Annotated in this window: 16 protein-coding genes; 4 read left to right on the top strand and 12 right to left on the bottom strand. The window is 63.3% G+C overall.

The genetic code is table 11. The annotated features are described in order from the left end of the window. Positions 1–5: 5 nt before the first annotated feature. The 4 genes from resB to AC6CHY_RS14065 are packed head-to-tail and all read right to left on the bottom strand — an operon-like array spanning position 6 to position 3,709. Positions 6–1,610 (bottom strand): cytochrome c biogenesis protein ResB, encoded by a 1,605-nt coding sequence (gene resB, locus AC6CHY_RS14080; protein ID WP_498227112.1) that lies wholly within the window; start codon positions 1,608–1,610, stop codon positions 6–8. 14 nt (positions 1,611–1,624) lie between these two features. Further along, a complete protein-coding gene (locus AC6CHY_RS14075; RefSeq protein WP_498227173.1) occupies positions 1,625–2,416 on the bottom strand; it encodes a cytochrome c biogenesis CcdA family protein in 792 nt (263 codons plus the stop codon). Continuing rightward, positions 2,416–3,042, bottom strand: coding sequence for a TlpA family protein disulfide reductase (locus AC6CHY_RS14070; protein ID WP_217390294.1), 627 nt, complete (start codon positions 3,040–3,042; stop codon positions 2,416–2,418). Before AC6CHY_RS14070 ends, AC6CHY_RS14075 begins: the two co-directional genes overlap by 1 nt. A 4-nt stretch (positions 3,043–3,046) precedes the next feature. After that, entirely contained in the window at positions 3,047–3,709 is a 663-nt protein-coding gene (locus tag AC6CHY_RS14065; protein WP_498227111.1) for a histidine phosphatase family protein, read from the bottom strand. 272 nt (positions 3,710–3,981) lie between these two features. On the opposite strand from AC6CHY_RS14065, the gene AC6CHY_RS14060 reads away from it, so the two are divergent. Beyond that, on the top strand, positions 3,982–4,731 hold the full coding sequence (locus AC6CHY_RS14060) for a hypothetical protein (protein ID WP_498227110.1): 750 nt from the start codon (positions 3,982–3,984) through the stop codon (positions 4,729–4,731). 100 nt (positions 4,732–4,831) lie between these two features. Here the strand turns inward: AC6CHY_RS14060 and AC6CHY_RS14055 are convergent, their stop codons facing one another. Then, the gene (locus tag AC6CHY_RS14055) at positions 4,832–5,575 is read right to left on the bottom strand and encodes a redox-sensing transcriptional repressor Rex (RefSeq protein WP_498227109.1); all 744 of its coding nucleotides are present in this window, start codon (positions 5,573–5,575) and stop codon (positions 4,832–4,834) included. A 65-nt stretch (positions 5,576–5,640) separates the two neighbouring features. Further along, on the bottom strand, positions 5,641–5,895 hold the full coding sequence (locus tag AC6CHY_RS14050) for a glutaredoxin family protein (RefSeq protein WP_217390287.1): 255 nt from the start codon (positions 5,893–5,895) through the stop codon (positions 5,641–5,643). A gap of 49 nt (positions 5,896–5,944) precedes the next feature. Between AC6CHY_RS14050 and AC6CHY_RS14045 the strand changes: the two genes are divergently transcribed. Further along, positions 5,945–6,760 carry an HAD family hydrolase gene (locus AC6CHY_RS14045; protein WP_498227108.1) on the top strand — a complete coding sequence of 272 codons (816 nt, stop codon included), beginning with the start codon at positions 5,945–5,947 and terminating at the stop codon, positions 6,758–6,760. A gap of 112 nt (positions 6,761–6,872) precedes the next feature. Here the strand turns inward: AC6CHY_RS14045 and AC6CHY_RS14040 are convergent, their stop codons facing one another. The 6 genes from AC6CHY_RS14040 to AC6CHY_RS14015 form a co-directional block, all read right to left on the bottom strand. Then, the gene (locus tag AC6CHY_RS14040; RefSeq protein ID WP_003792170.1) at positions 6,873–6,971 is read right to left on the bottom strand and encodes a 30S ribosomal protein bS22; all 99 of its coding nucleotides are present in this window, start codon (positions 6,969–6,971) and stop codon (positions 6,873–6,875) included. 144 nt (positions 6,972–7,115) lie between these two features. Next, positions 7,116–7,328: a helix-turn-helix domain-containing protein gene (locus tag AC6CHY_RS14035; RefSeq protein WP_217390281.1), complete on the bottom strand. Its 213-nt coding sequence runs from the start codon at positions 7,326–7,328 to the stop codon at positions 7,116–7,118. Between the two features lie 191 nt (positions 7,329–7,519). Beyond that, positions 7,520–8,626: a 3-deoxy-7-phosphoheptulonate synthase gene (locus AC6CHY_RS14030; protein WP_217390278.1), complete on the bottom strand. Its 1,107-nt coding sequence runs from the start codon at positions 8,624–8,626 to the stop codon at positions 7,520–7,522. A gap of 404 nt (positions 8,627–9,030) precedes the next feature. Then, positions 9,031–10,374 carry an NADP-specific glutamate dehydrogenase gene (gene gdhA, locus AC6CHY_RS14025; protein ID WP_217390275.1) on the bottom strand — a complete coding sequence of 448 codons (1,344 nt, stop codon included), beginning with the start codon at positions 10,372–10,374 and terminating at the stop codon, positions 9,031–9,033. 203 nt (positions 10,375–10,577) lie between these two features. Next, positions 10,578–11,030, bottom strand: coding sequence for an ArsR/SmtB family transcription factor (locus AC6CHY_RS14020; protein ID WP_498227107.1), 453 nt, complete (start codon positions 11,028–11,030; stop codon positions 10,578–10,580). A 46-nt stretch (positions 11,031–11,076) separates the two neighbouring features. Next, the gene (locus tag AC6CHY_RS14015; RefSeq protein WP_217390359.1) at positions 11,077–12,225 is read right to left on the bottom strand and encodes an acetoin utilization protein AcuC; all 1,149 of its coding nucleotides are present in this window, start codon (positions 12,223–12,225) and stop codon (positions 11,077–11,079) included. Between the two features lie 262 nt (positions 12,226–12,487). On the opposite strand from AC6CHY_RS14015, the gene AC6CHY_RS14010 reads away from it, so the two are divergent. Both AC6CHY_RS14010 and AC6CHY_RS14005 read left to right on the top strand, forming a co-directional pair. After that, positions 12,488–13,927 carry a TrkH family potassium uptake protein gene (locus AC6CHY_RS14010; protein ID WP_217390269.1) on the top strand — a complete coding sequence of 480 codons (1,440 nt, stop codon included), beginning with the start codon at positions 12,488–12,490 and terminating at the stop codon, positions 13,925–13,927. Between the two features lie 25 nt (positions 13,928–13,952). Next, positions 13,953–14,586: potassium channel family protein (locus tag AC6CHY_RS14005; protein WP_498227172.1), on the top strand; the 634-nt coding region annotated here is incomplete at its 3' end.

Below are 14,586 nucleotides of genomic sequence, written 5' to 3'. Positions count from 1 at the left end.
GTCTCCTAGACTCCGGCTCGCTCAACGGCGGGCCATTGCTGCTCAAGAAGCTTACGCAACTCCTTGGCTTCGGATTCGAGGCGGTGGTCTTCACCACGGGCCAGCAGTCCGTATTCGATTATCCGCTCTTCACGGCCAGAGCCGTCAACAGTGGTCCTGATTTTCACCCAGGCACGGCGGCGTGGGGTAAAGAGCGAGATCGCCAGTCCCAGCAGGGCAAGTGCAGCAAAGATCGCCACGGGACGCTTGCTCGGGTCGTAGGCGATGTCCACGCCAATGAAGCGCTTGAGACCGTCAAAGGAAATGCTCCCCTTGCCGTCGGGCAGCTCGTACGTTTGACCGGCGCCAAGCACGATGCCACCGGCGTCAAGGTTTCTGTTGTTCAGTTCCTCGAGCTCGTCGGTTTCCAGCACATAGACGTTTTGAGGCGTGCCGTTGTCCAGCCCCAGGTTCCCATAGAAGGAGTTCAGCTGCAGCTGCGGGTTGATCGCGTTCGGGTCCCCGGAAATGGCAAACCCTGTTTCATCGGTCATGGCCGTGGGAAGCAGGAATCCCTGGAATCCAAGTTGTTCCGGCTTCGCATCGGGAACCTTGATGACCATCAGGGAGGTGTACATGCCATCCTGCGGAACCGAGACCACCGGGCCGCTGAAGGCAATGTCGCCGTCGCCGTCGCGGACCGTGACGACCGGCGCGTATCCGTTGCCGACCAGGTACATGTCCGCGCCATCGATGCGCAGTGGGTGGTTCACCCGGAGCTTTTCCTTTTCGGGTTCGGCGTCCGGACTGCGGCGGGTCTCAACCTCGGCCGTGAAGTCGATCGGCTGGCCGAAGTGCGTGGTGGATTCCCGGTCGAAGGTGATGTTGAACTTATCGAGTTTGACCGAGTAGGGGTCAAGCGAATCTTCGCGGAACAGGGTTCCAGGCTTGAAGGAGTCGTAGGAAACCAGCGAGTTCACGAAGGTCTCCCCCTCCACGAGGACCCGCTGGCCGTTGTAGCCGAAGGCACCGCCGACGCCCACCGAGGCCAAAAGGCCAACCAGTGAAATATGGAACAGGAGGTTGCCGATTTCCCGGCTGTACCCACGTTCGGCGCCGACCGAAGGATTGGAGCCCCCGGGCCGGGCTTCGGAACGGTATCCGCGCTTCTTCAGGAGACTGGCAACGTCCCGGACAACCCGTTCGTCGCTTGCGCCGGATTCTTCGGCAGACTGGATCCTGAAGCTGCCGTTTTGGGGCAGGCGATTCAGCCGCGACGGTGTCCGTGGCGGCGGTGTGCGCAGCGCCTTGGCGTGCTTCTTGACGCGCGGCAAGATGCATCCGATGAGGGAAATAAACAGCAGCAGGTAGATGGCCGAGAACCACACCGAGGAATACACATCGAAGAGCTGGAAGCGATCCAGCCATTCGCCGGTGGTCGGCTTGTTGGTCAGGTAGGTGGTCACCTGCTCCGGGTTGATGGAGCGCTGTGGAAAGAGCGAACCCGGGACTGCCGCCACCGCCAGGAGCAGCAGCAGAAAGAGCGCCGTGCGCATGCTGGTGAGCTGGGTCCAGGCCCAGCGAATCATCCCAAGGAATCCAAGGGCCGGAACCGCAACATCTTTTTTCATGTCTGGCTTATTCATTAGATGGGCAACTTCACTTCGTTGGCGAACCAGTCTTGCAATTGCGTGACCCATGAACCCCAGAGTCCGGTGGCCATGAGGATTCCCAAGAGAATCAGCATGCCTCCGCCGAAGCGCATGATTGAGAGTTGATGGCGGCGGAAGAACTTCATTGCGCCCATGCCTCGGCGAAGCGCCATGGCAATGAACAGGAATGGCAGTCCGAGTCCCATGCAGTAGAAGAACGTCAGCAAAGCTCCCTTGGCGGGGTTGGGGTCGACGCCCGTGCTCATGGCCAGTACCGCAGCCAGGGTGGGTCCGATACACGGCGCCCATCCCAATCCGAAAGTGACTCCCAAAACCGGGGCGCCCCAGAGGCCAGCCGGTGGCTTCCGGTGGATCTTCGCATCGCGTTGCATGAACGAAAAACTGCCCATGAAAACAAAGCCCATGAGGATCACAACAATGCCAAGGACCTGAGTGATCCAGGCACCCTCGAACTGCATCCACGCAGCCACTTGCGAGAAAACCACGCCCGCCAGGACAAAGACGGTAGTAAAGCCAAGGATGAAAAGTCCAATGCCTGCAACCATGCGCCCGCGCCGTTGATCGGCAAGGTCGGCACCGGACAGGCCGGTGACGTAACCCAAGTAGCCCGGCACCAAGGGCAGCACGCAAGGGGAAAGAAAGGAGACCAGTCCCGCCAGGACGGCAACGGGAACCGCGAGAATCAGGGATCCGTCTTGGACAATTTCGGCGAACTGGTTGCCTTGGGCAGGCAGCGTCAAAGCGCCGGCCAACACTGAATTGATCACAACGACTCGGTAAGGGCCGTATTGATTAGGGCCTTGAGCGTGGGCTTGTCGGCGACACCAAGTATTCGGGCCGAGACTCGGCCCTGTTTGTCGAGCACCAAGGTGGTGGGCACGGCCTTGAGCGGAACGTACTTCGTCATGGCGAGCTGAATCGTGCCCTGCGTGTCCTGCACCGACGGGTATTTGATTCCGAAGGTGCGCTCGAAGGCCTCTGCTGCTTCCTTCTCGTCACGCACGTTGATGCCGATGAATTCGGCCTTGCCCTTGAATTCGTTGTTGAGTTCGACCATGTGCGGGGCCTCGATGCGGCACGGGGCGCATGCCGCGTACCAAAAGTTCAGAACGGTGGCTTGTCCAGCCCAGGTGGCCGAATCGATAGTTGTTCCGTCGTAGGCCACCGCGTTGATCTCGACCGGAGCCGTGCGCGAGTCCGGACCGTATTCCTCCACCGAGCCGTCACCGGCAATGTAATTCTTGTTATTGCCTTCGCGCGCCTGTTTGGCCAGGGGGTCTTCCTCCCCCACGCATGCCGCCAGCGGCAGCACGGCGGCGCCAAGTACCGCAGCGCGCAAGAATGTACGTCGTCCCAAACGCTTCGCTTGGGACGAGATGGGATCGGTCATGATCTCAAGCTCCAGGGATGTTCGCAGCGTTGGCCAAGAGGTCCACGCTAGGTTCTGCATAACGGACTGCGACCAGACTTTCACCTTCAAAGTCCAGGCTAGTCACGGAGGTGAGAGTGCACTCGCGTTTCCGCGGGTCGTGCCACAGGGCCTTGCCCTCGGCGGAGCGGCGCGTAACCCAAATGGGCAGCTGGTGGCTGACCAAAATGGCTTGCGCCCCTCGGCCGCCAAGTTCCACCGCGCGGTCGCGGTGTTCCACAATGGCGGTCATCATTCGTTCCACCTGGTCCCGGTAGGGTTCCCCCCAGGATGGACGAAATGGATTTACGACGTAGGACCAGTACTTCGGTTCCTTCAGTCGGTTCTTGATCTGGGAGAGCCCCTGGAAGCGGTTCGCTGCCTCGATGATCCGATCATCTGTCACGATTTCCAGGCCCAACGCCGCTGAGGTGGGCATTGCCGTTTCCTGTGCCCGGACGAGCGGGGATGACACCAAGTGGGTGATATTTGCACCGGCGTTTCGCTGGGCCGTGAAGTATTCCGCGGCCCGCTCGGCCATTTGGTTGCCGAGATCGGAGAGGTGGAATTCCGGTAGCCGACCGTAAAGGACCCTGTCCGGGTTATACACTTCGCCGTGACGCAGAAGGTGAACGGTGGCAGTCGACATGAATTAAGTGTCTCAAATCTTTGTTCCGTTACCTAAACCGGATACTTGATTTTGCCCACGCGGCCGACCCTTGGACGCGCCCCGACGCCGTTGGTGCAATGCCCCTGCCTCTTTACCCAACACCTCAGGCAACCTGCAAGGCCCGACCCATGTAGGGACTTTGGCCAAAGTTTCCGGCGAAACGAAAAACCATCCTTTGGGAGGGGTGAAAAGCAATCTCGAACCGATATCGTGAGGATAAGCCGTACTTTTCCAACCCCAAGGAGCAGGTTATGTCTACCCCTGAAAATGATCCCCTGAATCCCGAGAAGCCGTCCGAGGACCCCGCACCGCCGCAATACGGACAGCGTGCACCGCAAGATCCGAATGCTGCCGGGCAGGCCCCGTACGGCCAGCCGCCGCAGTACGGCGCACAGCAGCCGAATCCGTATGGCCAAAACCCCAACCCATATGGCCAGCCTGCACCAGCGAACAACCCCTACGGCCAGCAGCCACCGCAGTCGCCATATGGCCAGCAACCATACGCCGGTGGATTCCCGGTTCCCCCGCAGGGCAACTTTGCACCGCCCCAGATGCCCACCCACCGCCCCAAGGAGCTGGACACCTCTTTCTGGGCGATCCTGGCTGCAGGCGTCGCATTCTTGTTGAGCTCCGTGTTTGGTTTGAGCACCGCCGCGATCATGCAACAGGTCCAGGCAGTTCCCGAGCTGGAGGAACAGCTCGAGGCTGCGGGAATGAGCATCACCGATGCAATCCCCATGATCCAGACCACGGCGATCGTATTCGCGGTGATCGGCTTGTTGCTATACGTCCTGATTGCGTTCATGGTCCGCAAGGGAAGCGGTGTCGCACGCATCTTCGCCACGATCTTCGCAGTCCTGTCGTTGTTCAGCATTGGCAGCGGAGTGTTGATGGCCCTCTCGGTCGTTCTGGGCGTGGCCGGCGTGGTCTTTGCTTGGTTGCGCCCCTCCAGCCAGTTTATTGCCGCGCGGCGGGCGGCGCGGGCGGCCGGATACCGCTAAACAGCGCCTCCTAAAAATGGTCCGTGGGATCGAGCCGGCAACGGCTGGATCCCACGGACCATTTTGTGTTCAAGGCTGATGGCTGATCTTCGACCGGCACCTAGGAATCGAGGTTTTGTGCGTGGTAGGCCAGGATTTGCAGCTCGGTGGCCAGATCGACCTTGCGCAGATTGACCCCTGCCGGGACGTGCAGCACAACCGGGGCAAAACTCAGGATGCTTCGTACACCGCTTGCCACCAGTTTGTCGCACAAGTCCTGGGCGGCTGCCCCGGGAACTGACAGCACGGCCATGTTTGCGCCGGTGTCTTCGAGGATCTTGTCGAGATCGAGAATGGGTTGGACCTGCAAGTCCCCGACTGTGCTTCCGATAACCTCCGGTGAGGAATCCATTAGCGCAACGATCTCGAATCCGCGGCTTCTGAATCCGCCATACCCTGACAACGCACGGCCCAGGTTTCCGGCACCGATGATTGCCACGCGCCACTGACGCAGGAGCCCCATGGCCTTGGAGATATGTTCGGCCAGCTCCGTCACCACGTAGCCCACTCCACGGGTCCCATAAGATCCAAGAAGAGAAAGGTCCTTGCGCAGGATCGCCGGATTAACCCCCGCTTCCGTGGCCAGGACACCTGATGACGTACGTGCCTCGCCGCGCGTCTGCATGGTGTTCAGTGCCCGCAGGTACTGGGTCAACCGTGCAAGGGTCGCTTCGGGAAGAAGCCTGCCCAGCGAACCGGTGGGCGCCTGTTCCACGGTCAAGTCGGGCACCAGGCCACGCTCGATCTGAGGGTCGGCAGCCGGGACGTTTGCTTCGCTGCTTGCGGGGGCGCGCTCGGTGGGCATTCTGTTTTGACTCAATTCCTTGGATACCTTAATGACTTATCAACCAGTTCATGCGACGCCTCGCCCTAACTGGTCAGCAAGGTCTCAAGGCGCTGGGCATCAATCACCCAAAAGTCCCGCACCCGTCCGTCAACCAACAGCACGGGCACCTCTTCCGAGTGGCGTGCCAAGAGTTCAGCGTCCTGATCGATGTCAACTTTCTGCCAGGTGTAATCCAGCCGGCTGGTGACCTCATCGAGTGTCTCGATCGCGGCCAGGCACAGATGGCATCCGGACCGAACCAACAACGTAATTTCCCGCGGGGTCTGCTCACTGCTCATGCCCCAACGCTACCGCTCCCGCCAAAAAAGATTGCAATACACTGGGCGGATGCCCTCTAACCTTTCCCCTGTTTCAGTCCCTGGGCAAGAGCCGGTGCACGCGAGCTCGACCGCGGCCTTCTTCGATGTGGACAACACCATGATGCGCGGCGCATCGCTATTCGCCGTAGCCCGAAAAATGTATCAACGACGGGCATTTAGGCTGCGTGAGGTGGCATGGTTTGCCCTCCACCAGTTGCGCTTTGTGGCCCGGGGAGAGAACCTCGGCGACATTCAGGCCATCCGCGACCGTGCGCTCTTGATGGCCGCAGGGTTCTCCGTGGCGGATATGGTTGCGCTCGGGGATGAAATTTATGACGAATTCATTGAGTCGAAAATCTGGCCAGGCACCCGTGCAATTGCCGACCAGCACCTGCACGCCGGGCGGAGGGTGTGGCTTGTCACTGCCACGCCGCTGGAGGTCGCCTCGGTGATGGCCCGCCGGCTCGGGCTCAGTGGCGCACTGGGCACGAGCGTGGAACATGTCGAGGGGCTCTACACCGGTCGCCTGGTCGGCGAGATCCTGCATGGGGCGGCGAAGGCCGAGGCGGTCCAGGACCTGGCCCTGACGGAGGGGCTGGACCTTGACGAATGCTGGGGGTACAGCGACTCGCACAACGATATCCCGATGCTTGAGGCGGTGGGACACCCCGTGGCCATCAATCCCGACTGGCGTTTGCGCCGCCATGCCAAGGACCGGAACTGGCCGGTTTACGATTTCCGGACCGGACGCAAGGCCGCGACCTTCGGGTTGAAGGCCGCGGGGATCTCGGGAGCCCTTTGGGGGCTGTGGCGCAGTTTCGGCGCTCTTCGCCGCCGCCCCTGACATTCCAGACGCCAGCCCACGGCCCATTCCCCACCATGCAAAAAGGTGCGTTTCCCCAAGAGGGAAACGCACCTTTTTACATGCTTAATTCCGGGCAAGCCCGGAACTGCATTTACTTCTTATTACGACGCTGGTGGCGGGTCTTACGAAGCAATTTACGGTGCTTCTTCTTGGCCATACGCTTGCGGCGCTTCTTAATAACAGAGCCCATAATGGTTCCTCACAAACTGATTCGATTGCCGACTACTATTTCTTCGGCACCAAAGCACCAGAATAGCCAACTGGACGTTAAACGTTCCTTAACAGATTACCTGCTTCTAGAGCAGATTCTGACCACTCGCGAAATTCGGCGGCGCTAGCCGGTGTTGGAGTCCCAGCCGAACCCGGCCGCCCGCAGGTACTCTTGCACGGCGTTTTCGGGTACACGGTAGGAACGACCAAACCTCACGGCCGGCAACTCTCCAGAATGGACGAGGCGGTAAACCGTCATCTTTGACACACGCATCACCTCGGCAACCTCGGCCACCGTCATGAAACGCGCGCTGGCAAAGTTTTGCGATTCGACCATTCCCTGTTTCTCCTGACAATTTCACATAGCAATCATGCCTTGGCACAGACTGAGGAACGTACCTTGTCTGTGCCAACACCCCAAGATACCCTATGTCCTTGGGACTCACTTTAGTGGCTCGTGGGGCCAATGTGAACGATTCTCGGCTTTGCGGGACCACCATTTAATACTGGGGAACATATTTTGCGCATTTAACGCGCCGAACGCACCGCTTCGGCAAGGGTCGCCAGCAATTCGGCGCTGGTATCCCAGCCCATGCAGGCGTCGGTGACCGACTGCCCGTAGTTCAGTCCGGCCAGGACGTCCGAGCCCGCCTCCACGGCATCCGGATCATGTTTCTGCGCGCCCGGCACCAGGAAGCTCTCGGCCATGATTCCGGCAATGGCCTGATCACCATCGGCAATTCGGGCGGCCAGCTCGATGATGACTTCCCGCTGGCGCAGGTGGGACTTGCCCGAGTTTGCATGGGAGGCATCGACAATCAACCGCGGGTTCATGCCCGCGTTGCCCATCGCGGCCGAAGCGGCGGCCACGGGTTCGGCGGCGAAGTTCGGTCCGTCGGCACCTCCCCGCAGGATCAAGTGGGAGTCTTCGTTTCCCGCGGTCCTGACCACCGCGGTACGCCCGTCGTCGCTGATGCCCAGGAAGGACTGCGGGGAGCCCGCGGCCTGGCAGGCATCGATGGCAACCTGCACCGATCCGTCAGTGCCGTTCTTGAACCCGACGGGCATCGACAAACCCGAGACCAGTTGCCGGTGCGTCTGGCTTTCGGTGGTGCGCGCCCCGATTGCGCCCCAGCTGATGAGATCCGCCAGGTACTGGGCACTGAGTGGCTCGAGGAATTCGGTGGCCAGCGGCAGGCCCAGGTTGCCCGCCGCAAGCATGAATTCGCGGGCCGTGCGCAGCCCCGCGGCCATGTCGTGGCTACCATCCAGGTGCGGGTCGTTGACCAGGCCCTTCCAGCCCACGGTGGTCCGCGGCTTTTCGAAGTAGCTGCGCATCACCACCAGCAGTTCGCCCTCGTGTTCCTTCGCCGCCGTGGCGAGCCTGGTGGCGTATTCCAGCCCGGCCACCGGGTCGTGGATCGAGCAGGGACCGATGATGACCAGCAGGCGCTCATCGAGCCCGGAGAGCACTGCACGGACCTCCTGGCGCGCCCGCATGATCCGGTAACCCTGGGCATCGCCCGCGGGAAGCTCGGCGACCAATTCCGCGGGAGTCGGCAGTTCGGTGATCCCCAGGACGCGCTCGTTGGTGTTGGCGCGGTGCTGTGTCTCGGTGGCGATGGCGGTGCTCATGGTCTGGGGCCTCTCGGTTTCAGCCCCGCGCCGTGCGGTGGGGGGCCTGGTGGTTTCAATGCGGCCCCGGAGATCTCGCTGCGTATTCCTTCAGGGCCGCTATCTTGGAAATAGCGAAGGGCCGGCAAGCAATAGCTTGCGGCCCTTGTCGGCTCTGAAGGTGGGTATGCGAAATTATCGCGTCTTAGGCCCCTCCAGAGCCGACACAAAATACGCATACCAACGTTGAGTCATGGTTGAGAATTTACAGCGGTGCAACGCAAATGACAAACGCGCCCCTTCGCATGCCCGAAACAGTTCGTCATGAAGCACGACAAAGGGGGCGGGACAGTCCCGACGGATCCATGGGAGGTTCCCGTCTGCACTGCCCCGCCCCCTCGGCGCGCGGCTCGAGGGCCGGCTACCTAGATGAGGCCCTGGGCCAGCATCGCGTCGGCTACCTTCACAAAACCGGCGATGTTGGCGCCGGCTACGTAGTTGCCCGGCACGCCGTACTCGTCTGCGGTGGAGGCACAGCGGTCGTGGATTCCGACCATGATCTCGGTAAGGCGCGCCTCGGTGTGGGCGAAGCTCCACGAGTCACGGCTGGCGTTCTGCTGCATTTCCAGTGCGGAGGTGGCCACGCCGCCGGCGTTGGCAGCCTTGCCCGGCGCAAAGAGCACCCCTGCGTCCTGGAACAGCGAGGTTGCTGCGGCGGTGCAGGGCATGTTGGCGCCCTCGGCCACGGCAACGACGCCGGAGTCGATCAGCTTCTTGGCATCCTTGGCGTCCAGTTCGTTCTGCGTGGCACACGGCAACGCCACGGTGGCATCGACGTCCCAGACGTTGCCGCCCTCGACGTAGTGCACCTTCTTGGACTTGGCGCGCACTGCGTACTCGCTGATGCGCCCGCGCTCGACTTCCTTGATCTGGCGCAGCAATTCGACGTCGACGCCGCGTTCGTCAACGATGTACCCGGCGGAATCCGAGGCAGTCACGACGCGGGCACCGAGCCCCTGGGCCTTTTCGATGGCGTTGATGGCCACGTTGCCCGAACCCGAGACCGAGACGCGCTGGCCGTCGAAGCTGGCCCCGCGGGTCTTGAGCATCTCGTCGGTGAAGATGACCGCGCCGTAGCCGGTGGCCTCCGGGCGAACCAGGGATCCGCCCCAGCTGATGCCCTTGCCGGTGAGCACACCGGACTCGTAGCGGTTGGTGATGCGCTTGTACTGGCCAAACAGGTAGCCGATTTCGCGCCCGCCCACACCGATGTCACCGGCGGGAACGTCGGTGTACTCGCCGATGTGGCGGTACAGCTCGGTCATGAACGACTGGCAGAAGCGCATGACCTCGGCGTCGGACTTGCCGCGCGGATCGAAGTCCGAGCCGCCCTTGCCGCCGCCGATGGGCATGCCGGTGAGCGAGTTCTTGAAGATCTGCTCAAAGCCCAGGAACTTGACGATGCCCAGGTACACCGAGGGGTGGAAGCGCAGTCCGCCCTTGTACGGGCCCAGGGCGGAATTGAATTCAACGCGGAATCCGCGGTTGATCTGTACCCGGCCTTCGTCATCCATCCACGGCACGCGGAAGATGATTTGGCGTTCGGGCTCACACATACGCTGCAGGATCGCAGCTTCGGCATATTCAGGATGCTTGCGCGAGACCGCTTCGAGGCTTTCAAATACCTCGGTCACCGCCTGGTGGAATTCTGCTTCACCGGGGTTGCGACGGAACACTTCGTCGCGAATGGTCGCTAGATGCTGGTCCAAGTCTTATCTCCTCATCACTTGGGGCAGGCACGAGGGCACGCTGCCGCCATGTCTGGCGACGCTGCCCCAGACGTCGAGAATGCCACGGCCGCGTCCCGTCGGCACAACCGGGCGTCATCAATCGAGCACGCTCGCGTAATGTTTTTGCGCTTCGGTGTATGATTTCGCGCCGGCATTTCCGCGTGCGGAGGAGGTGCGGAAGGCTAGCGCTTTCTGCCGAACTTCGGCTTGGGCAGGCGCTCCAGGAAGTCGTGGGCGCGGCCGGTGACCTGTTCCAGTCCGCGTCCCACGGTCCGTCCGAGTTGCGCGGCGGCCACCGTGGCCTGGCTGGTCGCCTCGTACGACCCCAGTTGCGGATCGGCATAGATCTCGGGGGCCAGGCCCAGGGCTGGCGCAGGGGGAACGAAGCCGTGCAACCAGGCCTGCAGGTGCAGGAACGTCGCCGGTTCCAGTGCGTAATAGCGGCGCTGCCCGTCGGCGCGCATCGAGACCATGCCTGCCTCGCGCAGGACCTTCAGGTGCTTGGAAACGGTCGGCTGGGAAACGCCCAGGGCTTCGACCAGGGACCCGACCGAGCGCGACTCCTCGCGCAGGGAATCGAGCAGCCTGCGCCGGGTGGGGTCGGCCAGGGCGGAAAAGATATCATCATGAGCCACCGCATAACCCTATCCGCATATACGTGCGATGGCATCTTTGGGCGCCCTAATCGAACCAGGGGTCAAGCCCGAACAGCGGGAAGATCTCCTTGCGGGTGGCCATCACGGTGCGGTCCACCGGGTCCGCCGGGTCGTAGCCGACCTCCCAGCTGCGCCACCACAATTCGGCGTTGTCGCCCATGGATTCGGGGGTGCGGATCCCGTAGCGCTGAAGCACGTAGTCGCGCCAGCTGCGCGGCACCGGCGTGGCCAGCGGGACAGGCTTGCCCGAGGCGACCGCCACCAGGTGGCTCCACGCCCGCGGAACCACCGAGGCGGTGTTGTAGCCGCCCCCGCCGGTGGATATCCAGCGGCCGCCGCAGAGCCTGCGGGCCAGTTCGGCAATGTCCAGCGCGTTCTGCCGCTGCGCATCAATGGTCAGCCGGAGGTTGGACAGGTCGTCGTCCCGGTGCCCGTCGCAGCCATGCTGGGAGACGATCACCTCCGGCCCGAAGGCCTCCGCCAGCTGCGGGACGACCGCGTGGAAGGCGCGCAGCCAAGCGGCGTCGCCGGTGCGCGGGGGCACGGCGATGTTCACCGCGGTGCCCTGTGCGTTGGGCCCGCCGATCTCGTTGGCGAACCCGGTGCCGGGGAACAGCGACATGCCCGTTTCGTGGATGGAGATGGTCATGACCCGCGGGTCGTCCCAGAAGATCGACTCGGTCCCGTCGCCGTGGTGGGCGTCCACGTCGATGTACAGCACCTTCTGCACGCCGCCGTCGAGCAATCGCCGGATCGCCAGGGCCGCGTCGTTGTAGATGCAGAAGCCGCTGGCCTTGGAGGCCGAGGCGTGGTGCATGCCGCCGCCGAAGTTGACCACGTGCAGGGCGCTCTCGTCCAGGATGGCCTCGGCGGCCAGCAGCGAGCCCCCGGCCAGCCGGGCGCTGGCCTCGTGGATCCCGGCGTAGGCGGGGTTGTCCTCGGTGCCCAGCCCGCGGGCCTCGTTGGGCACATGGGGATTGGCGCTGACCTCGTGGACGGCGGCGATGTAGGCCGGCTCGTGCACCGCGGCCAGTTCCGCATCCGTTGCCACGGGCGGGGCCGCCACGGTGAGATTGGCGCGCTCGAACAGGCCCAGGTCCGTGCAGAGCCGGGCGGTGAGATCCAGCCGGAGCGGGTGCATGGGATGGGTCTCGCTAAAGCGGTACTCCATCATCTGCTCGCTCCAGATCACCTGGGTCGGGGGCAGTGGCTCATTTGCGGCAAACACCCCTTCAGGCTACGCGATCGGCACCGCCGGTGTGTGCCAAGACACCCTCGTGACCTCCGCCAACGCAGGTCCACGGCGCCCGGCGCGGGTCGCGCCAGCGCGTCGGCGGGCCACCGGAGGATCCCGCTGCGGCATGGTTTATTGTGGGATCCTGCGGGGCAGCGCTTCCGCACCGAAGTTTTCCACGTCTTGGAGCCGAGCAGATCACATGGGAATGCCTCCCTTTTCCGAACCAGCACGACGGCAGGGCACCGAGTCGGGCGCGCCGGCCCGCTGGCGCCTGCGCCTGGACCAGTGGCGCCGGCTGGTGTCCGACTTCACCGTCCGCTCCCCCGCACGCCTGGCCCTGTTCACCTTTACCCTGGTGATCTCACTGTTCACCTCCGTGCTGGCCCTGCCGGTGTCCTCCGCGACCGGCGAGCCCACGCCGTTTTACGATGCCTTGTTCACCGCAGTTTCCGCGGTGTGCGTCACCGGACTGACCGTCGTCTCGACCGCCACGCACTGGTCCTTCTTTGGGCAGCTGGTGATGATCATCGCGGTGTTCGTCGGCGGGTTGGGCATCCTGACCCTGGCCTCGGTGCTCTCCCTGGCGGTGTCCAAGCGGCTGGGGGTGCGCGGCAAGCTGCTGGCGCAAAGCTCCATGAACACCTCCGCGGCCTCCACCCTCGGCGAGGTCGGTTCGCTGCTGCGCATCGTGATCACCACCTCCGTGGCCATCGAGGTGGCCTTGGCCCTGATGCTGATCCCGCGCTTCCTGATCCTGGGCGAACCGATCGACGAGGCCGTGTGGCACGGGATCTTCTACGCGGTCTCCTCCTTCAACAACGCCGGATTCACCCCGCACTCCGACGGGCTGGTCCCCTACGAGACCGACCTGTGGATCCTGGTGCCGCTGATGCTCGGGGTGTTCCTGGGATCCCTGGGCTTCCCGGTGCTGATGGTGCTCCTGGCCCACCGCTTCAACACCCGGAAGTGGTCGCTGCACGCCAAGCTCACCCTGGTGGTCACCGGGATGCTGCTGGTGGCCGGCGCGCTGCTGTGGGCGGTGGCCGAGTGGACCAACCCCGACACCATCGGCTACATGTCCAACAGCGACAAGGTCATCCACTCGGTCTTCGCCTCCGTGATGACGCGCTCGGGCGGATTCAACCTGGTGGAACAGGGCGAGATGCACCAGGTGACGATGCTGCTGACCAACGCGCTGATGTTCGCCGGCGGCGGCTCGGCCTCCACGGCCGGCGGCATCAAGGTCACCACCATCGCGGTGATGTTCCTGGCGATCTTCGCCGAGGCCCGCGGCGACACCGACGTGCGCGCCTTCGGCCGGCGCATCCCGGAGGGCACCATGCGCGTGGCCATCTCGGTCATCGTCTTGGGCGCCACACTGGTGATGCTGGCCACGGCCTCGCTGCTGGCCATCAGCGGGACCTCCCTCTCGCGCGCGCTCTTCGAGTCGATCTCGGCCTTTGCTACCGTGGGGCTGAGCACCAACCTTTCGGGGGAATTGCCGCCGGCGGGCAAGTACGTGCTCTCCGCACTGATGTTTGCCGGCCGAATCGGTACGATTACCCTTGCGGCGGCGCTGACCTTGCGCCAGCGCAACCAGCTTTACCACTTCCCCGAAGAGAGGCCGATCATTGGCTGAGAAAAACACGGACCACAACGCCGCGGTGCTGGTCATCGGGCTGGGCCGCTTTGGCGCCTCGGTGGCCGAGCAACTGGTCAAGCAGGGCCGCGAGGTGCTGGCCATCGAGCGCAACCAGGAACTGGTGCAGAAGTGGGCCTCGGTCCTCACCCACGTGGTGGAGGCCGACGCCACCAACATCGATGCGCTGCGCCAGCTCGGCGCCCAGGAGTTCACCTCCGCGGTGGTCGGGGTGGGCACCTCGATCGAGTCCTCCGTGCTGATCACCGTGAACCTGGTGGACCTGGGCATCGAGCACCTCTGGGTCAAGGCCATCACGCCCTCGCACGGCAAGATCCTCACCCGCATCGGCGCCAACCACGTGATCTACCCGGAGGCGGACGCCGGGGTGCGCGCCGCCCACCTGGTCGGCGGGCGGATGCTCGACTTCATCGAGTTCGACGACGGTTTTGCCATCGTGAAGATGTACCCGCCCAAGGAGACCCAGGGCTTCACCCTGGCCGAGTCCCAGGTCCGCTCCAAGTACGGGATCACGGTGGTGGGCGTGAAATCCCCCGGCGAGGACTTCACCTATGCCCAGCCCGACACCAAGGTGACCCGGCGCGACGTGCTGATCGTCTCGGGCCACGTGGATTTGCTCGAGCGCTTCGCAGCCCGGC

Source organism: Paeniglutamicibacter sp. GQ140 (assembly GCF_059759235.1).
The sequence above is the reverse complement of the archived record's forward strand: the minus strand, read 5'-3'. Positions and strand labels throughout refer to the sequence as shown.